Origin of the sequence: Alcanivorax sp. MD8A (genome assembly GCF_002888555.1) — a bacterium.
Taxonomy (GTDB): Bacteria; Pseudomonadota; Gammaproteobacteria; order Pseudomonadales; family Alcanivoracaceae; genus Alcanivorax.
Map to the genome: position 1 here is coordinate 33,104 of NZ_AQOQ01000005.1, position 22,128 is coordinate 55,231.

Annotated in this window: 18 protein-coding genes; 6 read left to right on the forward strand and 12 right to left on the reverse strand. The window is 60.1% G+C overall.

The window, feature by feature from the left end; all coding sequences use genetic code 11:
• Nucleotides 1–133 precede the first annotated feature (133 nt).
• From A15D_RS03985 to A15D_RS04035, 11 genes are all read right to left on the reverse strand, one after another.
• Nucleotides 134–3,100, reverse strand: a complete 2,967-nt coding sequence (locus tag A15D_RS03985) for a DUF11 domain-containing protein (protein WP_102790864.1) — start codon at nt 3,098–3,100, stop codon at nt 134–136.
• A 177-nt stretch (nt 3,101–3,277) separates the two neighbouring features.
• Nucleotides 3,278–3,748, reverse strand: coding sequence for a hypothetical protein (locus A15D_RS03990; RefSeq protein WP_233192056.1), 471 nt, complete (start codon nt 3,746–3,748; stop codon nt 3,278–3,280).
• A 341-nt stretch (nt 3,749–4,089) separates the two neighbouring features.
• Entirely contained in the window at nt 4,090–5,148 is a 1,059-nt protein-coding gene (gene hflC / locus A15D_RS03995; RefSeq protein ID WP_102790865.1) for a protease modulator HflC, read from the reverse strand.
• Nucleotides 5,148–6,323: an FtsH protease activity modulator HflK gene (gene hflK, locus A15D_RS04000; RefSeq protein ID WP_102790935.1), complete on the reverse strand. Its 1,176-nt coding sequence runs from the start codon at nt 6,321–6,323 to the stop codon at nt 5,148–5,150. The genes hflC and hflK overlap by 1 nt, the downstream gene beginning before the upstream one ends.
• Before the next feature lie 47 nt (nt 6,324–6,370).
• Nucleotides 6,371–7,750, reverse strand: a complete 1,380-nt coding sequence (gene hflX / locus A15D_RS04005; RefSeq protein WP_102790866.1) for a ribosome rescue GTPase HflX — start codon at nt 7,748–7,750, stop codon at nt 6,371–6,373.
• Between the two features lie 123 nt (nt 7,751–7,873).
• Nucleotides 7,874–8,158: an RNA chaperone Hfq gene (hfq, locus tag A15D_RS04010; protein WP_102790867.1), complete on the reverse strand. Its 285-nt coding sequence runs from the start codon at nt 8,156–8,158 to the stop codon at nt 7,874–7,876.
• 243 nt (nt 8,159–8,401) lie between these two features.
• Nucleotides 8,402–9,424: a tRNA (adenosine(37)-N6)-dimethylallyltransferase MiaA gene (miaA, locus tag A15D_RS04015; RefSeq protein WP_102790868.1), complete on the reverse strand. Its 1,023-nt coding sequence runs from the start codon at nt 9,422–9,424 to the stop codon at nt 8,402–8,404.
• On the reverse strand, nt 9,424–11,247 hold the full coding sequence (gene mutL, locus A15D_RS04020; RefSeq protein WP_102790869.1) for a DNA mismatch repair endonuclease MutL: 1,824 nt from the start codon (nt 11,245–11,247) through the stop codon (nt 9,424–9,426). Before mutL ends, miaA begins: the two co-directional genes overlap by 1 nt.
• 8 nt (nt 11,248–11,255) lie before the next feature.
• Nucleotides 11,256–12,635 carry an N-acetylmuramoyl-L-alanine amidase gene (locus A15D_RS04025; protein WP_233192058.1) on the reverse strand — a complete coding sequence of 460 codons (1,380 nt, stop codon included), beginning with the start codon at nt 12,633–12,635 and terminating at the stop codon, nt 11,256–11,258.
• Nucleotides 12,636–12,647: 12 nt separating this feature from the next.
• A complete protein-coding gene (gene tsaE / locus A15D_RS04030) occupies nt 12,648–13,076 on the reverse strand; it encodes a tRNA (adenosine(37)-N6)-threonylcarbamoyltransferase complex ATPase subunit type 1 TsaE (RefSeq protein ID WP_102790871.1) in 429 nt (142 codons plus the stop codon).
• Nucleotides 13,066–14,577, reverse strand: coding sequence for an NAD(P)H-hydrate dehydratase (locus tag A15D_RS04035; protein ID WP_102790872.1), 1,512 nt, complete (start codon nt 14,575–14,577; stop codon nt 13,066–13,068). Before A15D_RS04035 ends, tsaE begins: the two co-directional genes overlap by 11 nt.
• Nucleotides 14,578–14,660: 83 nt before the next feature.
• Here A15D_RS04035 and queG point away from each other — a divergent pair, with 83 nt between their 5' ends.
• The gene (gene queG, locus A15D_RS04040; RefSeq protein ID WP_102790873.1) at nt 14,661–15,716 is read left to right on the forward strand and encodes a tRNA epoxyqueuosine(34) reductase QueG; all 1,056 of its coding nucleotides are present in this window, start codon (nt 14,661–14,663) and stop codon (nt 15,714–15,716) included.
• Between the two features lie 57 nt (nt 15,717–15,773).
• Here the strand turns inward: queG and orn are convergent, their stop codons facing one another.
• The gene (orn, locus tag A15D_RS04045) at nt 15,774–16,319 is read right to left on the reverse strand and encodes an oligoribonuclease (RefSeq protein ID WP_022985259.1); all 546 of its coding nucleotides are present in this window, start codon (nt 16,317–16,319) and stop codon (nt 15,774–15,776) included.
• Nucleotides 16,320–16,400: 81 nt separating this feature from the next.
• On the opposite strand from orn, the gene rsgA reads away from it, so the two are divergent.
• From rsgA to A15D_RS04070, 5 genes are all read left to right on the forward strand, one after another.
• On the forward strand, nt 16,401–17,450 hold the full coding sequence (rsgA, locus tag A15D_RS04050; protein WP_102790874.1) for a small ribosomal subunit biogenesis GTPase RsgA: 1,050 nt from the start codon (nt 16,401–16,403) through the stop codon (nt 17,448–17,450).
• 103 nt (nt 17,451–17,553) lie between these two features.
• Nucleotides 17,554–18,369 (forward strand): sulfurtransferase, encoded by an 816-nt coding sequence (locus A15D_RS04055; protein WP_102790875.1) that lies wholly within the window; start codon nt 17,554–17,556, stop codon nt 18,367–18,369.
• 28 nt (nt 18,370–18,397) lie between these two features.
• Nucleotides 18,398–19,261: an archaetidylserine decarboxylase gene (gene asd / locus A15D_RS04060; protein ID WP_102790876.1), complete on the forward strand. Its 864-nt coding sequence runs from the start codon at nt 18,398–18,400 to the stop codon at nt 19,259–19,261.
• A 135-nt stretch (nt 19,262–19,396) separates the two neighbouring features.
• Nucleotides 19,397–20,530: an alpha/beta fold hydrolase gene (locus tag A15D_RS04065; protein ID WP_102790877.1), complete on the forward strand. Its 1,134-nt coding sequence runs from the start codon at nt 19,397–19,399 to the stop codon at nt 20,528–20,530.
• A 528-nt stretch (nt 20,531–21,058) separates the two neighbouring features.
• Nucleotides 21,059–22,126, forward strand: coding sequence for a glycosyltransferase family 9 protein (locus A15D_RS04070; RefSeq protein WP_102790878.1), 1,068 nt, complete (start codon nt 21,059–21,061; stop codon nt 22,124–22,126).
• Nucleotides 22,127–22,128 lie beyond the last annotated feature (2 nt).

Genomic DNA, 22,128 nt, shown 5'->3' on the forward strand with positions numbered 1-22,128 from the left:
GCCCGAATCAGCGGGCAAAATATTGTGTTTTGCTTTTTCCTCGATCCCTTGGAGGGCTTTCCCAAACGCTGGCAAGGCAGCCCTTGGGAAAGCCCCCCTCTCCCGAAGGAGAGAGGGGCCCCTTGGGAGGGGCTTAGTTCACCTGCACACAGAACTGCGCATTGGCGCTGTCACCGGCTGCAAGATCACCAATGACCCACTCAACCACTGGCGCAGTGCCAGAGTTGGCCACCGTGTTGCTATCCGAGTTGCGAACAGAATCATTCGCCACCAGGAAAGTGGTGTAAGGGGTAGTTTCATCGGTGATGGTCACGTTCTTGGCCGTGGCCGCACCTTCGTTGGTCGCAGTCAGATCCCAGATCACACACTGACCCGGCTCCACCTGCGTGGTCTGGGTAGCAGCGAACGGCGTATCCGGCGTCCAGTCAGGTGTACCGGCATTACAGCCACAGTCAGCATCAACACCGGCCAGCTTGTTCAAACGCACCTGACCCAGAATCACTTCAGTCACGTCGTTGGCCGTGGCGGACGCAGCCGCGCCTGCGGTGGCATCTTCGTTGGTCGCGCTCAAACTCAGGGTGTCCTGGGTGCCTTGAGAAGCAGTAGCCGGAGCAAACACGGTCACTAGCACTTCAACCTTCTCGCCAGCTTCCAGGGTCAGCTCGGGCAGGTTGTCGCTATCGGCATCCGCAACACCGATCTGCACCGGGTTACCCGCCTGATCACGCACCCACAGCTGGCCTGCAGTAGCAAGACCGGCAAGCTGGCTCAGCTCACGGTAAGCATCCGGGGTACCATCGTTGTTGGTATCCACGAACAGCTGGGTGGTATTGGTGAAGCCCGTTTCGCTGTTGGTGGCAGACAGCTCAACCGTCTCGGTGGAGTTACCGTCGTTGGACAGCACATGCGGGTAATCCACATTACCGCCTGGCTGTACCTGGTTGGCGCCGTCAGGAGTGATGCTCAGATCACGGTCCGCCACCACATCAACCGCATCCAGCTTGCTGTTGGTAATACTGCTGTTGGATGGAGAGGTAACCGTGAACGTGATCGGGTAGTCGCCATCACTATCATTGGTGTTCACTGCATCACCGCCGGTGTAATCCGCACGGGCCTGAGCCACGTTGGAGGACACAGTCACATTCGCGATGTAGTGATAAACCGCACCGGCCGGCAGGTTCGGGGTGGCTGTGACCACATCACCTGCATTGCTGGTGTTGTCCACCGTGCCATTGCCATCGGTATCGACACCCACATCCACAAACTGCACAGACCAGCCCGCGGGTACCGTGCCACCCAGGGTGTAGGACTGAGCGTTGCCGGACTCGTTGGCGACATACAGGTTGAATGAAGTGACTGCACCTGCCGCTGCCGTGTTGGTCGTGGTCGGCGTGCCAGTATTGGCGTCAGCATCGACCGCGCTATCACCCATACCGGTTGCGTTGGCAGTGTTGGCAATATCCACGGCCGCCGCATTGATGGTGCTCAATACACCAGCGGTGGTATCAGACTGGGCATTGTCGCCGGCAGAAGTGGCTGTCAGGTTGAACTGGTACGGGCCTGCACCACTGGCGCTGGCCGGCAAATCGGCTTTAACGGTGATGTTCAGCGCTTCCGCCGGATCCAGCTCGCCGGTATCCGGGTTACCGTCACCGTTGGTGTCAGTGATCTGAACCGTGCCCGCAGCATTCCAGAAGGTAAACGTGGTACCTGCCGGGAACGGATTGGTCGCATCGTTGGCTGCGCTCAGCTCGAACACATCCACGCCGTTACCGTTGTTGGTAATGGTGTGCTTGAAGTCGACCACGGCACCACTAGCCGCACTGGCCACAGTGTAGATGTCGTCATCGGTGCCATCGGTGGCATCTTCGGTGTCGTTGGCATCCACAGCGTAGGTCTGCCCAATCACAGTGGTTACCGTGTTGGAGCTTACCGCTGCTTCGGTGGTGCCCGCGTCGCCATCGAGCTCACCCTGGGCCGCAAAGGTGTTCTTGATCTCGGTGCCGGCAGGCGCCGTCGGATCAAAGCTCACCTGATACACGATGGAAACCGTGGTGTTCACACCCAGGCTGGCATCGGTCAGCAGGATACCGGGGATGCCGGTTTCACCACTGGTGCCGTCACCGTCCAGATCCACACCCGCCGGCTCATCGATGGTGGCCAGTGAACCAGGCGCATACATGGTGGTGGCATCCGCCGGGATATTCTGGTCGGCACCCGTGTTGTCCTCGTAGGTATCTCCGTTCGCCGCCAGCAAACCATTCACCGAAGTGATGTCCACGAAGGTGGCATTGGCCGGTACCGCATCGAAGATGTTGACATCGGTTGCCGCACGGCCACCGTTGTTCTTCACGGTCAAGGTATAGGTAATGGTGTTGGTGGAGGTGTTAACAGACGCAGACTTGGTCGTTACCAGTACCGCATCGGTGGTTACCGTCACCTGATCGTTGTTGGTGTCGTTACCATCAGCAGTACCGTCACCATCCGCATCGTAGGTGCCAGCATCGCCGTTGGTACCAATATCCTGAACCAGACCACCATCAGCTGCGGCGTAGACACCGTCACCCTGAGTAGACTGCGCCAACAGGGTTGCATCAATGGTGGTGCCTGCAGCGGTACCCGACGGCACCGGCACGGCCAGAATCAACTCAACTTGCTGATCCGGATCCAGCTCGACCTGGGTAACAACGTTTTCACCGGCATCTGGCTGACCATTGCCGTTGGCGTCCAGGTAGACGTCATAGCTAACCGCCCCCGTCGCACCGCCAGTACGGCCGCTCAGCACAAAGGTGTCACGGGCGTTACCGGTGTTCTTCAGGCTATGGCTGAAGTACACGGTCTCGCCAGGCGCACCGGCTTTATTACCGTCGTTACGCAGGGTACCTGCGTACACTTCTGCAACGGTGACCACCGCCTCGTTGGACTGGGCGGAATAACTGTTACCGTTGGCATCTTCATAGGTTACGGTTGCCTTGTTCTTGATGTCCGTGCCGGCTTCCGTGAGTGCCCAAGCTTGCCCTGCGGCAAACAGCAACCCACCAGAAACCAGGGACACGGCCATTTTCGAAGACAACACGCCCTTATTGAAGGCATGTTTCATGGCTTCATCCTCAAAGTTTGATGTTTTGACTTACCCTCTAGTTTCAGAAAGCCTTGCGAGAGCGGCCCCTCGTCGAAACGAGTGGTCCGCCCCTCCCCATGCGGCTGACCATGACGATCAAGCCGCTCGCGCAAGACTTCCTCGGAGCGTTAGCTCCTACGTCAGCTCCCCCGGGAGCTACTGCACCTTCACCCGGTAGCGATACTGCTGCTCCTGGTCAGGCTTGAGGCTGCCATTTGGCTGCCAACGCACCTGGGTGTAGTCGCTGGGGGGAACCGTGACGTTCTTGCTCTGGCCGTCCGCGTCCTTCACTTCTCGAGTGACGGGCTCAGCCAGGAAACTGGTTCCGTTATCAATGCTGACGGTGAACGATGCGTCCACCTCGGTGTTGGCGCTACCGCCTACATAGGCAGTGTTGGCCGGTACGGGGCCGGTGATCACCAGCCCGGACAGGGGCTGCTCACCGGTATTTCGATAGGTAAGACGGTATTCCACCACGTCACCCGGAGACGCCTGCTCCGTCGCAACGACAGTTTCCTTGCCGCCTTTTTCCGTCACCAGAAAGGTTTCCATCTGGCTGGTCAGTGGTCCCTCTGCCCAAATCAGAGAAGACAGTGACAACAACAGAACAGACAAATACAGCTTCATTGCTAAACTCCCAGTACCGGCATATTCGCCAAAGAAGATTCCCTACTTCCCGACCAAACCACTATGAAACAAGTTTCTGTGATTGGCGTCACAATGCAGCGTTATTTTTTGTCCGCTTTCTGTGACATGGTGCCTATTTTGCACAAAAAACGGCCGAAATGCGTGAAGGGTTTGTAAAAAAAGGGTGAAAGCAATGGGACTTTAGTGCACTTTTCAGGCGTCAGCAGCCTGTAATCAATGACTTACATCCGTGTAAGCTTTTTCCTACAAATAAAAAAACCCGCCAGCGGCGGGTTTTTCTCGATGAACGGTCGAAATGCACAAATGTGCGGTAGTTCGACCTATTTGGCACCCTTGAGATAGCGGAAAAAATCGCTATCGGGCTCCAGAATCAGCACATCTTCCGGATCCTTGAAACTTTCCTTGTAGGCCTGAAGGCTACGGTAGAACCGGAAGAACTCTTTATCCTGGTTATAGGCCTGCGCATAAGTGGCCGCCGCCTGGGCATCCCCCTCACCGCGAATGGCCTGCGACTTGCGGTAGGCGTCCGCGAGAATCTCGGTGCGCTGACGATCAGCCCCGGCGCGAATTTTTTCGGCTTCTTCCCGGCCCTGGGAGCGGTGAGCCGCCGCATCACGCTGACGCTCTGCGCGCATCCGGTCAAACACCCGGCCACGCACCTGATCCGGCCAGTCCACCTGCTTCACCCGGATATCGACAACTTCGATGCCCAGATCTTCCATGGTGGACTTGTTCACTTCCTGACGGACCTGATCCATCAGCGCTTCACGCTGGTCGTTACCCGACGGCTCACCGGCGTCGGCCACGTCTTCGTCGCTGTCTTCCTGTCCGGCTTCACGCAGAATGGATTCATCCAGTTGATCGGTCGGCACTTCCGTGGTTTCCCCCGTGGCCGGGTCACGAATAATCGCGGTATCCCCTTCCACTTTTTCCACGTCACTCTCACCGGCAACCACCTGGAACACCGTGCGCGAGGCGAACTCGTTACGCAGCGCTTCGTTAACGCGCGGATCCAGCAACTCACGGGCGCGACGCTCCATGACCTGCGGGTTGGCAGAACCACCACCCACACTCACGATGTAGCGCTGCACATTGTTGATCCGCCAGACCACAAAGGCATCCACGTTCAGCAGCTTCTTCTCTGCGGTGAGAAAAGACTGGGTGGGCACGTCGTATACCAGCGCCCGGCCATCCACCTTGACGACCTCCTCAAACAGGGGCCACTTGGGGTAAATACCCGGGGAAATGTCCGCCTTTTCGATCCGGCTAAACTGTTTCAGTACCGCTTTCTCGGTCTGGTTAACAATATAGAAGGAGTCCAGCGCCAGCAGGGCGAGGACACCCAGCGCCAGCAGCGCCAACCATCCACGATTATTCATTAGCGCAACTCCTGTGGTCGTGATGTGCTGTACAGGCTACGGCTGGTGCTACGGCCGCTGCCTCCGTCATCGGCACCCGCCTTGGCGGCATCGCTGCTGGCGGCGCCGGGGCTCTGTTGGGGGGTTGCGCTTCTCGCGTCCCGCCCTTTCACCAGCTGCTCCAGGGGCAGGTAAATCAGGCTATTGCCGTTATCCACGTCCACCAGCACCTTGCTGGTAGCCCCAAACACCTGAGTCATGGTTTCCAGATACAGGCGTTCGCGAGTCACGTCAGGGGCCTTGCGGTATTCCGTGAGCAGATCGGTAAAGCGATCCGCATCACCCACGGCGCCGTCAATTACCCGCTGCTTGTACGCTTCCGATTCTTCGGTCAGGCGTTGCGCCTCGCCCCGGGCCTGGGGAATCACCGCATTGCGGTAAGCTTCCGCTTCTTTCTTGAAGCGGTCTTCGTCTTCCTTGGCCTTGGACACGTCGTCAAAGGCATCCCGGACCGCATCCGGGGCTTCGGTCTTGTCCAGCACCACCTGACGCAACACCAGGCCGGTGTCGTAACGGTTCAGGTATTCGTCCAGACGCTGCCGCACTTGCACCCGAATGGCTTCCCGGTTGTCTTTCAGCACATCATCCATGGAGGCAGAGCCCACCACATGACGCAGCGCCGAGCTGGTAGCGTGCTCCAGGATCTGCTCTGGCTGGGCGACCTTGAGCAAGAAGGGACGCGGATCCAGCACCTGATACTGGACCTGCAGGGTCACGCTGACGATATTGGTGTCCTTGGTGAGCATTTCCTCGGTGATCTCGTAGCGGCGGTTCTGCCCCACATCCACCTTCTGGTATTGCTCAAGAATCGGCGCGCGCCAGTTCAGACCCGGCTCGACAATGCGATCGAACTTACCGAAACGCAGCACCACGGCCCGCTCGCGCTGATCCACCTGAAAGAACCCGACCAAACCATAGACCACCAGTGCGATCACGGCGACCACAGCTAGTAGCGGCAGCGGTGAGCCTCCAGGCTTGCTGCCATCGCCACCCGGACGACCGCCCTTGCCACCAAACACATTGTTGATCTTGTCCTTGAGGTTCTTCAGCGCCTCATCCAGATCCGGCGGCCCTTGATCACCGCCGCCACCCCAAGGGTCTTTCGGCTTGTTACCGCCGGGTTCATTCCACGCCATGTAGGTCTCCAGTCCGTCAGGGCCGGCATGGCCCATGACTTGTAATGTCAGCTCACCTTGGGCGAGCGTTCTGAATTGTAGGAAGGCCCATCTTCCCCTGCAACCGAGGCCGCCGATTCCGGGGCCGGCACCACCAGTTCGTCTTCGTTCAGACCCTGCTCACGCAACAGGCGTTCAAAATGAACCCGATTGACGCTGATGCGCAGCAGCATGCTGCCATCCATTGCGGCCTCTTCATCCAGCACCTCACCAGCTTCATGCAGACGGGCGCGCAGGCGCCCTGCATGGGCAGGTAACCGCACCCAGCAATCGACCCAGCCTGCGGCCAGCCGCTCCGCAATGGCCTCGAACAGCAGATCAAACCCGTCACCGGTCTGTGCCGAGATCCACACCCGCCAGGGCTGGCCCTGCTCGTCACGGTCGATCCGTGGCGACTCATCGAGATTGTCGACCTTGTTATAGACATGCAGCACCGGCAGCTGATCGCCACCGATTTCTTCCAACACCTCATTCACCGCCTCCACATTGCTGTCCCGTTCCTCGGCACTGCAGTCGGTGACATGCAACAACAGGGTAGCATTGGCGGTTTCTTCCAAGGTCGCCCGGAAAGCCTGCACCAGCCGGTGAGGCAGGTGGCGAATGAACCCCACGGTATCAGCCAGAATGGCCGGGCCGACACCCGGCACTTTGACCTTGCGCAGGGTGGGATCCAGGGTGGCGAACAGCTGATCCGCCACGTACACATCCCCAGTAGTAATGGCATTAAACAGGGTGGATTTACCCGCGTTGGTATAACCCACCAGTGAAATCAACGGTGTTTCGGCACGCTGCCGGGCCCGGCGCCCCTGCGCTCGCTGCTTTCGCACCTTCTCCAGTCGCGACTCAATGGCACGAATACGGTCTCGCAACAATCGACGGTCAGTTTCCAGCTGGGTTTCACCGGGCCCACGCAAGCCAATACCGCCTTTTTGCCTTTCCAGGTGAGTCCAGCCACGTACCAGCCGGGTGGACAGGTGACGCAGCTGCGCCAGCTCGACCTGCAACACCCCTTCGTGGGTGCGGGCCCGCTGGGCAAAGATATCCAGAATCAGCCCGGTACGGTCCAGCACCCGGCATTTCACCGCCCGCTCCAGGTTGCGCTCCTGGGCCGGACTGAGGGAATGGTTGAACAGCACCACATCCGCCTGGTGCTGCTGCACCAGTTCGGCCAGCTCATCGGCCTTGCCCGTGCCGATAAAGAGAGCCGGGTCGGGCCTGTCACGCTTGCCCGTCAATTCCGCCACCGGTTCCACACCACTGGAGGTCACCAGATGATGAAATTCGTCCAGATCCTCACGGCCCATGGAGTCCGGCAGGTCCAGATGCACAAGAATCGCCTGCTCGCCGGCGCCGGTGCGTGATTGCTCTGTACGATCAAATAAGTCCATAGGTGCCTGATATGGGGACAGTGGGGCCAATTGTAAACCGCCACAAACGAAAAGGCAGGAGGGGAAACGAAAAGAGCCACCCGAAGGTGGCTCTTTTCAGCAAAAAGGCTCGGGCAACCGTGATTACTGGTTACCGTAGCTCTCTGTGCCCTGTGCGCCCGTGGTGCCATTGCCGGTCGACATGGCCGGGTTGCCACCTGCACGCGGGTTGCGCGCCGGGACCACAGTAGAAATTGCGTGCTTGTATACCATCTGGCTGACGGCGTTCTTCAGCAGGACCACATACTGGTCGAAGGACTCAATCTGTCCCTGCAGCTTTATGCCGTTTACCAGAAAGATGGATACCGGGATCCGTTCCTTACGCAGAGCGTTAAGGAAAGGGTCTTGTAGTGAGTGCCCCTTTGACATGGCAAGTCTCCTTGAAATAACAGTAAAAAGTGGTGCCCAACACTCGGGCAATATCAGCGCTTTACCTGCAGTGAAGCCGTCCCGAACGGCCACCGCATGCCTGATGCGCCATCAGACATTTTTTTGTCAACAACCCAGTGAAATGGTTCCAGGTCCCGACCCATAAGCGACCGAAGGCAGACTCCTGACCTCCCCCAGTCGATAAACTGGTTACATTATAAACCAAAATGCGCGTGTACGGTCTCAACTAAACACAGATTTACAGATCTTCGCAAGTTGGCTAAACAGCGCATTGCGCTCCTGCTCGTTGTTACTGTCGAACCGTTCCAGGTTCGGCCATTTTCTTAGCCAGGTGTATTGCCTTTTCGCCAGTTGGCGGGTCGCAATCACACCCTTTTCGACCATGGTCTCATGGTCGTATTGCCCTTCCAGGTAATCCCATACCTGCCGGTAACCCACGGCCTTGATGGCAGGCAGGTCCCGGTGTGCTTCCGGGCGCGCCATCAATTGGCGCACTTCTTCTTCCAGGCCCTGCTCAAGCATGACGTCAAAACGGCGGGCGATCATCGCATGCAACCAGGCGCGGTCTTTGGGCGCCAGTGCCGCACTGTAGACTGGCCAGGGAAGCCCACTGAACTCACTCAGACCATCCTCTCTCATTGTGACAGTCGTATGATGCTCGGCATGAAAGGCAGAAAGCGGCTTGCCCGTGAGCCGATACACCTCCAGCGCCCTTTGCAGACGCTGACGGTCCATGGGCTTCAGGCGGTCGGCAGTGGCCGGGTCTACCCGGGCAAGCTCGGCATGCACCGCTGGCCAGCCTTGCTCTGCCGCCAGCGCAGCAATCTCGGCGCGCACCGTTTCATCCGCTTCCGGCAGCGGCGCCAGACCTTCGACCAGCGCCTTGAAATACAGAATGGTGCCTCCCACCAGCAGCGGCAAACGCCCAGCAGCATGGACCGTCTCAATTTCTCTCAGCGCATCCGTGCGAAAGTCTGCAGCGGAATACGGTTGGTCCAGGTCACGGAACCCCAACAGCCGGTGCGGAGCCGCTTGCAACTCGTCGTTTGATGGCCGCGCGGCACCAATATCAAGGTCCCGGTACACCAGGGCGGAGTCCACATTGATGATTTCGACCGGGAGAGATTGCACCGCCTCAATGGCCAGCGCGGTCTTGCCAGAACAGGTGGGCCCCATTAAAAGCAGCACGGGCAAGACAGGCCGGGTATCCCCGTCATTCTTCGGCGAGGGGCGGGAGGGCGCCATCACTGCCCCCGCATAAACAGGCGATCCAGATCCTTGAGGCTCATTTGAGTCCAGGTCGGCCGGCCATGGTTGCACTGGCCCGAGCGCTCGGTGGCTTCCATGTCCCGGAGCAAGGCGTTCATTTCCGGCACGGTCAGGCGGCGGTTGGCCCGTACGCTGCCATGACAGGCCATGGTGGAAAGCAGTTCATCGAGCTTTTGTTCAATGCGCTCGCTGCTGCCTTGGGCAAGCAGATCGGAGAGCACATCACGCACCATGCTTTCGCTGTCGCTATTGCGCAGCATGGCGGGCACTTCGCGGACCACCAGCGTTTCCGGGCCGGCGCGCTCCACCACGAACCCCAGCCGGGAAAACACCTCGGGCTGTTCTTCGGCAAAGTCGGCTTCCCGCGACGAGACCGCCAACGATACCGGCACCAACAACGGCTGGCTGCGCACCTTGTCCGTGGACCAACTTTGCTTGAGCCGTTCATAGGTAATGCGCTCGTGGGCGGCGTGCATATCGACCACCACCATGCCGTGCTGGTTTTCCGCGAGAATAAAGATGCCGTGCAGCTGCGCCACCGCATACCCCAGCGGCGGCACGGTTTCATCATCACTGGCCGGCGGCATAGCTGCTGGGGCGCCATCCTCAATACGTGGCTGAACCAACGCACCATAGGCATCTGCCTGGCGCAGGCCCTGACCATAGCCACCAGATGCAGGTGGCGGCGTATAAGGGCGGCCGGAGGGCGCGGTAAGCGACATGCTGCCCTGGCTCGGCTCACTCATCGGCATGGGCGAGTCGTCATACACCACCGCAGGCTCGGCACCTTGCCCGGGGCGCACGTCAGCAATGGTCCGGTGCAGGGAGCTGTACAGGAACCCATGCACCATACGCTGTTCGCGGAAGCGCACTTCGTGCTTGGTGGGGTGAACATTCACATCCACCATGGCCGGGTCCAGTTCAAGAAACAGGACATAGGCCGGGTGACGTCCGTGATACAACACATCCGCATAGGCCTGGCGCACCGCATGATTGACCACCTTGTCGCGAATCACTCGGCCATTCACATAGAAATATTGCAGGTCGGCCTGGGAGCGGGAGAAGGTGGGCAGCCCCATCCAACCATGCAGACGGATCCCGTCACGCTCCACGTCCACCGGGATGGCCTGTTCCATAAAGCCCTTGCCGCACAGCTTGGCCACGCGGGCCGCCCGCAGGGTGTCATCCAGACCTGCCGGTAGCTGATGGATCACTTTCTGGTTGTGGGTCAGCCGGAACGCGGTGTTGAATTCACTCAGGGCAATGCGCCGAAACACCTCTTCCAGGTGATTGAATTCTGTCTTCTCGGTACGCAGAAAGCGCCGCCGTGCCGGGGTATTGAAAAACAGGTCGCGCATGGTGACGGTGGTGCCACGGGGATGCCCCGCCGGCGTGACCGACGGCGCCATGTCTCGACCTTCGACCTGGACCTGCCAGCCTTCGGCTTCCCCTTCCACGTTACTGGCCAGGGTCAGTCGCGAGACAGAGCTGATCGCCGCCAGCGCTTCACCACGAAAGCCCAGCGTGCCAATGGCTTCCAGATCATCCAGCCCGCGAATCTTGCTGGTAGCGTGACGAGACAGCGCCAGCGGCAGGTCATCGCGTTCAATGCCATGACCATTGTCACGCACCTTGAGCAGCTTCACGCCGCCCTGCTCCACATCCACATTCACGGACTCCGCCCCCGCATCGAGGGCGTTTTCCAACAGTTCCTTGAGGACAGAGGCGGGTCGCTCGACCACCTCACCGGCAGCAATCTGGTTGGCCAGGCGGGAATCGAGCAATTGGATCTTGGACAAAACGGACCTCAGGTTCGGGGAATTTTCAGCACCTGGCCGACCATGATGCGGTCACCACTGATATTGTTGGCCGCACGGATAGCCTGCTCACTGACGCTGTACTGGCGCGCGATTTCCGACAGTGTATCACCGGGCTGAATCTTGTACTCATCACCTTTGCCACGGCGCTGGGCGGCGTACCAGCTGTTCGGCGGCGGGTGCGAGGTAAAGTAATCATCAATGCCACGCAGGATGGAACGCGCCAGCTTGGTCTGGTGCGCAGACGAACGCAGGTTACGCTCCTCGGTGGGGTTGGAGATAAACCCGGTCTCTACCAGAATGGACACCATCTCGGGCTCTTTCAGTACCGCAAACCCCGCCTGCTCCACCTTGTCTCGCCCGCCATGCAGCTTGGTGACCTTGCCCATTTCCTGCAGCACCTGCCGGCCCAGATAAAGGCTGCCCGCCATGGATCCGTTCATCTGCAGGTCTGCCAGCACGCTAAGCAACGAACTGTCGTCTTCCTCTTCTTCATACACCCCGGCAACCCGGTCGGATTCATTGGCAATCTTTGCCAGATAGCGGGCCTTGGCACTGGTCGCGCCACGATTGGAAAGCGCAAACACCGACGCCCCATGGGCGCGGGCATCGGTAAACGCATCCGCATGAATGGAAATGAACACGTCCGCACCGTGTGTTTCCCGGGCGATCTTGCGACGCTCCGCCAGTGGGACATAGTAGTCACCGTCACGCACCATCACCGCCCGCATGCCGGCCTGGTCATTAACCATCTTCTCCAGCTTTTTGGCGATCTGCAGCACCACGGTTTTTTCCCAGGTCCCACTGGGGCCACGGGCACCCGGATCCTCGCCCCCGTGACCGGGGTCGATCGCCACCACCATCAAGCGTTGCTCTGCGGGTGCCGATTGGGCAGCAGGCTTTTTCGGGGCAGGAGTGGATGCGGCAGCCGTGGCAGCGGCCCCTGACGAGGTGCCATTCAATTCCTTGTCGAACAGATCGACCACCAGACGCCAGCCATGCGGCTCGATGGGTTTGAGCAGGTTGGTGCGGGTGCGCACCCCCTCTTTCATATCGAATACCACACGGGTCTTGTCGCTGTGCTTGCCGACCCGGATATTGGCGATGGGACTGGTGGCGTAATCCAGCGTCTGGATGTCGAAGTCCAATTTGGCTTCCTGCAGATCCAGCACGATACGGTCAGGATTGGCGAGCTTGTCGAGCTTGTGATCCACCGGCGATGGCAGATCAAACACAATGCGGGTGTGGTCCGGTGCCCGGTGCAGGCGTACGGATTCGATGCTCGCCTGGGCCAGGGCAACGGGCGCCCATAGCATGGCAGCCAGCAGGGTGAAGGCGGTCACAAGCCATTTGTTATTGTTACTGCGCATTATCATAGGCGTTCAGTCACCGACCCAGTCCAGGGTCGCCTTTCTTCCGTGGCCATCCACAGCCAGTGTAATGGTCAAATCCGGCGGCGGCACCACTCCGGCCCCGCGCTCCGGCCACTCCAGCAGACACAGGTCACCAGAGCCAAAATAATCCCGCACCCCGATCAGTTCCAGCTCTTCCGGATCTGCCAGTCGATACAGGTCAAAGTGATAGATATGGACGTCACCCAGCTCGTAGGGTTCCACAATCGTATAGGTTGGGCTCTTTACCGCCCCCTCATGCCCCATGGCACGCAGGATACCGCGAACCAGCGTGGTTTTCCCGGCCCCCAGATCGCCTTCCAGATAGACACAGCCACCGCCGGTCAGTCGGGCAGCCAAGCTGGCCCCCAACGCCAGGGTGGCGGCTTCGTCAGCGAGGGTCTGGTGTTCAATGGGCATACAGGCTTCCTTCGTTCAGTTGTTCTCGCAGCGCACCCAGCAGATCGGTGGCGAGCAAGCCGCGCTCACCGGCCTGCCGGGCACACCGGTCTGCCGCCCGGGCATGTGCCATGGCGCCGAGACGGGCAGCATCATAACCGTTCAATCCCTGGGCCCGCAGCGCCGCGATCACCCCGGTCAGCACATCGCCCATGCCCCCGCTAGCCATGCCCGGATTGCCGTCCACGATCAGGGCACGACAACGCTGGCCGGCGGATTCCCCCTGAATCAAGGTACCCAGCCCTTTCAGCAGCACCGTGCCGCCATAACGCGCACTCAGGGTTTCCAGTGTGGCAAAGCGGTCAGACTGTATCTCCGGGTTGCCCACTTGCAGCAACCGTGCCGCCTCACCGGGGTGCGGTGTGAGCACCCAGTCGTGGGCGCCGATCTCGGCATGCGCAGCCAACAGGTTAAGGGCATCGGCATCCACCACCAGCGGCTTGCCACTGGCCAGCACCCGCTCCAGCAACTGCTGCCCCCAAGGCCCCGTACCCAACCCGGGGCCAACGGCGATGACCGTGGCCGACTCGATCAGTTCATCCGCTGCGCCGCTCTCGTCAGCACCACGCACCATGATTTCCGGTTGCCGGGTAATCGCCATGGCCACATGCTCCGGCCGCGTCAGCAAACTGACCTTGCCCGCCCCGCAGCGGGCCGCCGCCTGGGCCGTCATGATCGCTGCACCGGGAAAGCCATGATCGCCCCCAACCACCAGCACATGGCCATAGCATCCCTTGTGGGCATCCGCGGCTCGCCTGGGCAAGGCTGCGGGCAGCTCCTCCGGCACCGGGACACGACAATCCGGCGAGACCTGCTGATACACCGAGCGCGGGACCTGCAGATCAAAAAACAGCAACTCGCCAGCGAACACCGGCCCCTGACCGGTTAACAGTCCGCGCTTCATGCCGATAAAGGTACAGGTAAGATCCGCCCGCAGTACCGCGCCCAACGGCATGCCGGTGTCGGCATTGAGCCCGGAGGGAATATCCAGCGCCAAACGGGGCACCGGCAGGGCATCCAGCCCGGCCAGCAATGCGCTCATGTCATCACGCAGGGCGCCCGACAATCCGGTGCCCAGCAGACCGTCCACCAGCACATCCGCCTCCACAGGCAAGGCGTCCTCGCGGAGTGGTTGCTGCGGGATCGCCAACGCCTGGCAACGCTGCGCCATGGTCAGCGCATCCCCGCTGAGCGTATCCGGCGCGCGGGTATAAAAAATCTCGGGTTGCAATCCGGCCCGGTGAGCCAACGCCGCGACCACATAGCCATCGCCGCCGTTGTTGCCGCCGCCACACAGTAAGGCGATACGACGCGCTTCGGGCCAACGCTCACACAGGGCATCGAAGGCCGCTTGCCCGGCCCGCTGCATCAGCTCGGCACCGGGTGTGCCAGCCGCAATGGCAAGGCGATCCAGTTCGCGGGTCTGTTCAGCAGTAAATAGCACTGTGGGCAGTATGGTCATGGTACCCTTGGTCCTTTGTTGTGCGCCGTTGCGTACCGCAATATCCCTCATTATACCCACGGGAACCGGCCGTTCAGAAACCCATGGATCTTCAGCAGCTAAAGGAAAACATCCAGCAATGGGGCCGCGAACTGGGCTTCCAGCAGATCGGCATTGCCGATACGGATCTGTCCGCCGCTGAAGCGGACCTGAAAACCTGGTTGGCCAAAGGCTATCAAGGGCAAATGCAGTGGATGAGCGCCCACGGCGACAAACGTTTTCGCCCTGAAGCGCTGGAGCCCGGCACCCTGCGAGTCATCTCTGCGCGCATGGATTACCTGCCACCCGATACGCAACCGGTGAAAATGCTGGGCGAAAAAAACAAGGCCTACGTCTCTCGCTATGCGCTGGGCCGGGATTACCACAAACTGATCCGCAAACGGCTTGCCACACTGGCCGCCCGAATCCGGGCGGAAGTGGGCGACAGTGAACTTGCCCGCGCCTTTGTGGACAGCGCCCCGGTGATGGAAAAGCCGTTGGCGGCCAAAGCCGGGCTGGGCTGGCAGGGCAAACACACCCTGGTGCTCAACCGTGAGGCCGGCAGCTGGTTTTTCCTCGGTGAAATCTACACCGACATCCCCCTGCCCGTAGACCAACCCGGTGAAGACCATTGCGGCAAGTGCAAGGCCTGCATCACCGTGTGCCCCACCGACGCCATCGTAGCGCCCTACCAGCTGGATGCCCGCCGCTGCATTTCCTACCTGACTATTGAGCACGACGGCAGCATCCCCGAGGACCTGCGACGGGGTATCGGCAACCGCATCTTCGGTTGCGACGACTGTCAGTTGATGTGCCCGTGGAACCGTTTTGCCCGGCACACCGGCGAAACCGACTTTCACCCCCGCCACGGACTGGGCGACAGTGACCTGGTGACATTATTCCGCTGGAACGAAGCCGACTTTCTCGAACGCACCGCCGGCTCGGCCATCCGCCGGGCAGGCTATGCAAAGTGGCTAAGGAATATTGCAGTGGCGCTGGGCAATGCCCCCACCTCGCCGGACATTATCCTGGCGTTGAAAGAACGCCTGGATTACCCGGACGAGACGGTACAGGAACATGTGCAGTGGGCGCTGGAACAGCACCGAACGCCTCAGCCGTAGAGGCGACGACCCTACGGCGAGGGGTTTGCGTGTTGTCTGCCGCCTGATGCGTTGCCATCAGGCGTCAATAAAATGCTCGCGGTAATACTGCAGCTCGGTGATGGATTCGCGGATGTCATCCAGCGCCAGATGTTTGTTTTCTTTCTTCAGCCCTTCCAGGATCTCGGGCTTCCAGCGTCGCGCCAGCTCTTTGAGGGTGGACACGTCCAGATTGCGGTAATGGAAGAAGGCCTCCAACTCCGGCATGTAGTTGGCCAGAAAACGGCGATCCTGACAGATGCTGTTACCGCACATGGGCGACATGCCCGCTTCCACGTACTCTTTCAGGAAATCGATCGTTTGCGCCTGGGCCTGCATTTCACTGATGCGACTTTCCTTCACCCGAGCCACCAGCCCGGAGTTGTTGTGGTGGGTGGTATTCCACTCATCCATGCCATCGAGCAACGCATCGCTCTGGTGCACCGCCAGCACCGGCCCTTCTGCCAGCACGTTGAGCTGGGCATCGGTAACGATAGTGGCGATCTCGATGATGCGGTCGTTTTCCGGGCTCAGGCCGGTCATTTCCAGATCAATCCAGATCAGGTTATTGCGCTTGTCGGTCATGGGGGGCTATCTCTCGCTACGCGGTATTCAGGGGGCATGGTAGCATGCCCCCATCGCAAAACAGGAAAACCCGACACCGCCGTGGCCAAACGCAAACTCAATCGCCGCCAGCGCTGGCGCATCGAAAAGATCCAGGCAGAAAAGCGCGAACGCGCCCAGCGTCGCAGTGAGCAGCTGGAAGACCTGGTGGCCGACGATCTGGGGGATGAACAGACCGGCATCATTACCGCCCATTTTGGTCAGCAGGTGCTGGTTGAAAGCCCAGATGGCCCGAACGGCAAAGGCAAACAGCTTCGCCGCTGCCATTTTCGCGCCACGCTGGAACAGCTGGTCGTGGGTGACCGGGTGATCTGGCAATCCCCCCAAAGCGACGGGCTTGGCGTCGTGGTGGCGATCGACCCTCGCGACAACGTCCTCAAGCGCCCGGACCCCTACGGCAACCTGAAACCGGTCGCCGCCAATGTGGACCAGATGCTGGTGGTCTTCGCTCCCCTGCCCACCCCCTCCAGCACCCTGCTGGACCGCTACCTGGTCGCCGCGGAACTGTCTGGCATTCCTGCCACGCTGGTGCTCAACAAGGCCGACCTGATCGACGAAGAGCTGCGCCCGTTCATCGATGACATGAAAGCCATGTATGAACGGCTAGGCTACCCGGTGCTGGAACTGAGCGCCCATGACCCGGCAGGCCTGACTCCGCTGCACGAGGCACTGAAGGGCAAAACCTGTGTGTTCGTGGGGCAATCCGGGGTCGGCAAGTCATCCCTGGTGAATGCCGTGCTGCCCGATGCTGAACTGGATGTGGGCGATCTGTCAGCCAACTCCGGGTTGGGCCAGCACACCACCGTCACCGCCCGCCTGTTTCACCTGCCTACCGGCGGTGAACTGATCGATTCCCCCGGCATCCGCGAATTTGGCCTGTGGCACATCAGCGAAGAAGAGCTGTTGCACGGTTACCGCGAACTGTCCGAACTGGCCGGTTACTGCAAGTTCCGCAACTGCTCACACCGCAACGAACCCGGTTGCGCCTTCCTCGATGCCGCCGACAGCGGCGCCATCAGCGAGGAACGACTGGCCAACTTCTTCCAGATCGCCGACACCCTGGACGAAGAGGGGCGCGACCGATACCAGTGAACAGTTAACAGTGAACAGCGAATAAGGGACAATGCACCGCAACGCCGATAGCGATATCCTGTTTTCGCTGTTCACTATTCACTGTTAACTGTTCACTGATCCCATGTTGCCTCTGCTGCTAGAACCCGCCGAACTCGCCCAGCATCTTGATGATGACAAGCTGCTGATCATCGACCTGAGCAAGCCTGCGATTTATGTACAGGCCCATGTGCCGGGGGCAATCCATCTGGATTTCAAACGCCTGCAGAGCGGCGCGCAGCCGGCGCCGGGAATGATCCCGGATGACGATACCCTCAGTGACCTGTTTTCCAGTCTGGGGCTGACACCGGATACCCATGTGGTGGCCTACGACGACGAAGGCGGCGGCTGGGCCGGCCGCCTGTTGTGGACGCTGGACGCCATTGGCCACAAGCACTACAGCTACCTCAACGGGGGTATCCATGCGTGGCTGGCGGAGGGACACCCCACCAGCAGCGACTTTCCCGAGCCGGTGGCCAGCGATTATGAAGTGGGTGAACACGACCCGCTCACGGAAGTGCACCTGGACTACCTGCTCGAGCATCACACCTCGCCCTCACTAGCCCTGTGGGACTCACGCTCGGAAGAGGAATACGCAGGGGTACGCGCCTTTGCCCAGAAAGCCGGCCACATTCCCGGCGCCATTCACTACGAATGGACCGACGCCATGGACCGCAGCAACAACCTCCGCTTGCGACCGCTGGATGACATCCGTGCGGAACTTGAAGCCCGCGGCATCACCCCAGACAAGGAAGTGATCTGTCACTGCCAGACCCACCACCGCTCCAGTTTCTCCTGGCTGGTGGGCAAGATTCTCGGTTACCCGCGCCTGCGGGGTTACGCCGGTTCCTGGGCTGAATGGGGCAACCACCCGGACACCCCGGTGGCCAAACCCGACTAACCTGTTTGATTACTCTAAGGATGTTCCCTTGAGCCTACGCGACAAGCTTTTTGTGATTCTGCAGTATCTGGTGCCCCAACACGGCCTCTCCCGGCTGGTGGGCTTTCTTGCCCGTAGCGAAGTGCCGTGGATCAAGACCACCTTCATCAACGTTTTCATGAAGAAGTTCGGCATCGACCTGTCTGAGGCCGAGACTCAGGATGCGGACCAGTTCCCCAGCTTTAATGCCTTCTTCACCCGCGCCCTGAAACCGGACGCCCGGCCCCTGGAAGCGGACGCTGCCAACGCCATTGCCTGTCCGGCCGACGGCGCCGTCAGCCAGCTGGGCGCCATCCGAGCCAATCAGGTGTTTCAGGCCAAGGGGCATGACTACTCCCTGTATGACCTGGTCGGTGGCGACAGCGCCCTGGCCAGCGAATTCACCAACGGCCAGTTCGCCACCATTTACTTGTCCCCGCGGGACTACCATCGCGTACACATGCCTTTCACTGGCACCCTGCGCGAAACACGCTATGTGCCCGGCGACCTGTTCTCCGTGAACGAGGCTACCGCCAACGGGGTGCCTAACCTGTTTGCCCGCAACGAGCGTCTGGTGTGTATCTTCGATACCGACAATGGCCCGATGGCGGTGATTCTGGTGGGCGCCATGATCGTCGCAGGTATCGAGACCGTGTTCTCCGGCCAGGTCACCCCGCTCCCCAAACAGGTGGTGACCACCGACTACCTGCGCACCGCCCCGGTTACCCTGCAAAAGGGCGACGAGCTGGGCCGCTTCCTGCTGGGCTCCACCGTGGTACTGCTGTTCCCGGAAGGCAAGGCCGGTTTTGAACCCGAGCTAAAAGCCGGCAGCGTGGTCAGAGTGAAAGGCGCGCTGGGCCACTACCACCCCTGATTCCCTCAGGTTACCCGTCAATGACCGTGATGAATGGGGTAACCGCAAGGACGTCAGCGGCGGGCCGCACGGCAAGTGCACCCGCCGCGTTCTTCCCTACAATGGCCGGCCCGAATCACAACGCCGGTGCATTGCATGCTCACTGACACCCTGCAGCAGAAAGCCCGCCCATGGCTTCACCGCCTGGACAATGGCCGTGCGCGCCTGTTCGACGCAGAGCGCCTGAGCCAGGCAGAACAGACCCCTTACGACACCTTGTTCGACGATGGTCTGGTCAAGCTGCGCTACTACCCGCCACTGCAGGAAAAAGCCATTCCTCTCAGTGACGGAACGGTGATGCCCGTCAGCGAACACACCCAGCGCACCCCGCTGGTGTTGGTCGCGCCGCTGGCGGTGAACATGCTGATCTATGATCTGTTCCCGCAACGCAGCCTGGTGCGCTACCTGCGCGCCCGCGGTTTTGAGTTGTACATGGTGGACTGGGGGCGCCCGGGTAAATATCACAACCACCTGAGCCTGAGCAGCTACTTTGCCGACTACCTGCCCAAGATGTTGGTACAGGTACGTCAGCACAGCGGACAACAGCAACTCAGCCTGCATGGCTGGAGTTTCGGCGGGCTGTTCAGCCTTTGCTACACCGCTCTGGGCAATGATCCGGATATCCGTAATCTGGTGCTGGTCGGCACCCCCTGCGACTACCATCGCAATGGTGCACTGGGCGCCCAGTACCGGCGACTGAGCCGCCAGGCAAAGTGGATTCGCAGCAACACCGGCCTGCGCATCCACGACGTACCGGCACGCCTGCTACGCTCCCCTGGCTGGATGAACAGTCTGGCCTTTAAACTCACCAACCCGGTGGGTAGCCTGCAGGGTTACATGAATCTGGTGAGGAACCTCCACGACCGCGAATTCGTGGCGGCCCATGCCACCAATGGCGCCTTTCTCGATGACATGGTGGCCTACCCCGGCGGCGTCATTCAGGACATCGTTCGCTATCTGTGGACCGACAACGTGGTCGCCCACGGGCAACTGCCCATGGCCAGCAGCGAAGGCAACCTGAGCCGCGTCACCGCCAATATTCTCAACATTACTGGCGGTGCCGACCCCATTGTGACCCGTGACTGCAGTCTGGCCATGGATACACTGGTGCGCAGCAAGGACAAGACCTACCTGACCATCGATGGCGGCCACATGGGCATTCTGGGCAGCAGCGCAGCGCAGACGCAAAGCTGGGGCAGGATTGCGGAGTGGCTGATAGAGAGGGACTAGCTGCAAGCGGCAAGTCTCACGCTGCAACGCGAATTTCCGCCTGGAGCAGCCCGAAAAACAGAAACCGCGCTCAAGCATGAGTGCGGTTTTTTTGGCATGCGGGGAAGGAAAGCGGGTATCGGCAGCCCTCGTTTTGTTCGTTGTAAGTGTTTTTATTGATGTCATGAACCTGTGATTCACGGGGGCATCTAGCGGGATGTGATTTTAGGGTTTGGGTTTGGGTTTGGGTTTGGATGGGGCTCTGGGATCCCTACCTCGCTTGGGCTCGGTTCGCCATGCGAGCATGGCTGCTACCTGGTGCTCGGGTTATTTATTGGCGCCGAACTCAACGATCGGGAAAGCGTTTCCGTTCTTCTAAAAAAACCGGGAACTATTTTTTGTTTTCCATTCCAAACCCAGCGTAGCTGATAGCTGATAGCTGATAGCTGATAGCTGATAGCTGATATCGCCTTTCCTGTTGTCATCTGCTCGTCATAGGCTGTGGCTAGGCTGGTTCTCCATGTTAAGGATGACACTCCCGCTGCTGCCATGCCTCGCCAGCTGATTCTTTTTCCCTGTAGCCATATGGGCAATCTGCTGATTGCCCTGCCTCATCTGAAAGCCATGCTGGATGATCAGGAAGAGTGTTTGTTGGTCATTGATCAGCGTTATCAATCCATTATTGCCATGGCGCTGCCCGGTGAGACCAGGGTGCTGTGGTACCCGGATGCTGAACTGGCCTCTCACAAACCCCTTCTGCATCGCGCCCGCCATTACCTGCGTTTTCTGCGTGCCCTGCGTCGCTTTGGCGCTGAACACAGCGTGGATATCGAGGGTGAGCAAAAATCAGCGACACTCAGTTTGCTCAGCGGCGCAGCCACGCGCCATGGCCCTACCCGCCGGCACAGCCGCTGGTTTTACAGCCATAGCCATGGTGCCGACTTTTCCGGCCATCGTTGGTTGGGGTATGCGAGCCTCAGCCTGCCCGCTGCAGACACACCTGCAAACTACCTGCCCCTCAACGCCACAAGGGCAGGCCAGCAGGACATTGCCCAACATCCGTTACAGCCCACCCAACAACCGAGGCCGATACTGATTCACCCCGGTGCCACCAAGACCTACAAGATGTGGCACCCGGAACAATTTGCCAGCCTCTGCCAACGACTGCGCCGGCTGGGCGCGACCCCGATTCTGATCGGTGCCGGCGCGAAGGATCGCGCGCAGATTGAGCGTATTCAAACATTCCTTTGCGAACCCGCCATGAACCTGTGCGACCAGCTCAGTCTCGAGGCACTGGTGGCCCTGATGCAGCAGAGCCAGGGGTATGTGGGTAACGACAGCGGCCCGATGCATCTGGCTGCGGCTTGCGGGCTTGCCACGGTTGGTTTGTTTGGCCCCACCAGCGACACACTCTGGTCGCCACTATCCCGTCGGGCAACGGTGCTACGCCAACGCCAGTGCCATTCGCAATGCCAGCGCAACAGCTGCGTCATGGACAGCTACCCCTGTCTGCAAGGCATCACCGTAGACAGAGTCATTGCTACCCTGGAAAGCCTGGGAGCACTGGATGGCAACCAAGCTGCCTGTGGACACCACCGCCCGACGGTTATGCGTTAGCC

Bases quoted from the DNA above. Each gene is read 5' to 3' on its own strand.
- A15D_RS03985 (WP_102790864.1), bottom strand. From the start codon at position 3,100: ATGAAACATGCCTTCAATAAGGGCGTGTTGTCTTCGAAAATGGCCGTG.
- A15D_RS03990 (WP_233192056.1), bottom strand. From the start codon at position 3,748: ATGAAGCTGTATTTGTCTGTTCTGTTGTTGTCACTGTCTTCTCTGATT.
- hflC (WP_102790865.1), bottom strand. From the start codon at position 5,148: ATGAATAATCGTGGATGGTTGGCGCTGCTGGCGCTGGGTGTCCTCGCC.
- hflK (WP_102790935.1), bottom strand. From the start codon at position 6,323: ATGGCGTGGAATGAACCCGGCGGTAACAAGCCGAAAGACCCTTGGGGT.
- hflX (WP_102790866.1), bottom strand. From the start codon at position 7,750: ATGGACTTATTTGATCGTACAGAGCAATCACGCACCGGCGCCGGCGAG.
- hfq (WP_102790867.1), bottom strand. From the start codon at position 8,158: ATGTCAAAGGGGCACTCACTACAAGACCCTTTCCTTAACGCTCTGCGT.
- miaA (WP_102790868.1), bottom strand. From the start codon at position 9,424: ATGGCGCCCTCCCGCCCCTCGCCGAAGAATGACGGGGATACCCGGCCT.
- A15D_RS04025 (WP_233192058.1), bottom strand. From the start codon at position 12,635: ATGCGCAGTAACAATAACAAATGGCTTGTGACCGCCTTCACCCTGCTG.
- tsaE (WP_102790871.1), bottom strand. From the start codon at position 13,076: ATGCCCATTGAACACCAGACCCTCGCTGACGAAGCCGCCACCCTGGCG.
- A15D_RS04035 (WP_102790872.1), bottom strand. From the start codon at position 14,577: ATGACCATACTGCCCACAGTGCTATTTACTGCTGAACAGACCCGCGAA.
- queG (WP_102790873.1), top strand. From the start codon at position 14,661: ATGGATCTTCAGCAGCTAAAGGAAAACATCCAGCAATGGGGCCGCGAA.
- orn (WP_022985259.1), bottom strand. From the start codon at position 16,319: ATGACCGACAAGCGCAATAACCTGATCTGGATTGATCTGGAAATGACC.
- A15D_RS04055 (WP_102790875.1), top strand. From the start codon at position 17,554: ATGTTGCCTCTGCTGCTAGAACCCGCCGAACTCGCCCAGCATCTTGAT.
- A15D_RS04065 (WP_102790877.1), top strand. From the start codon at position 19,397: ATGCTCACTGACACCCTGCAGCAGAAAGCCCGCCCATGGCTTCACCGC.
- A15D_RS04070 (WP_102790878.1), top strand. From the start codon at position 21,059: ATGCCTCGCCAGCTGATTCTTTTTCCCTGTAGCCATATGGGCAATCTG.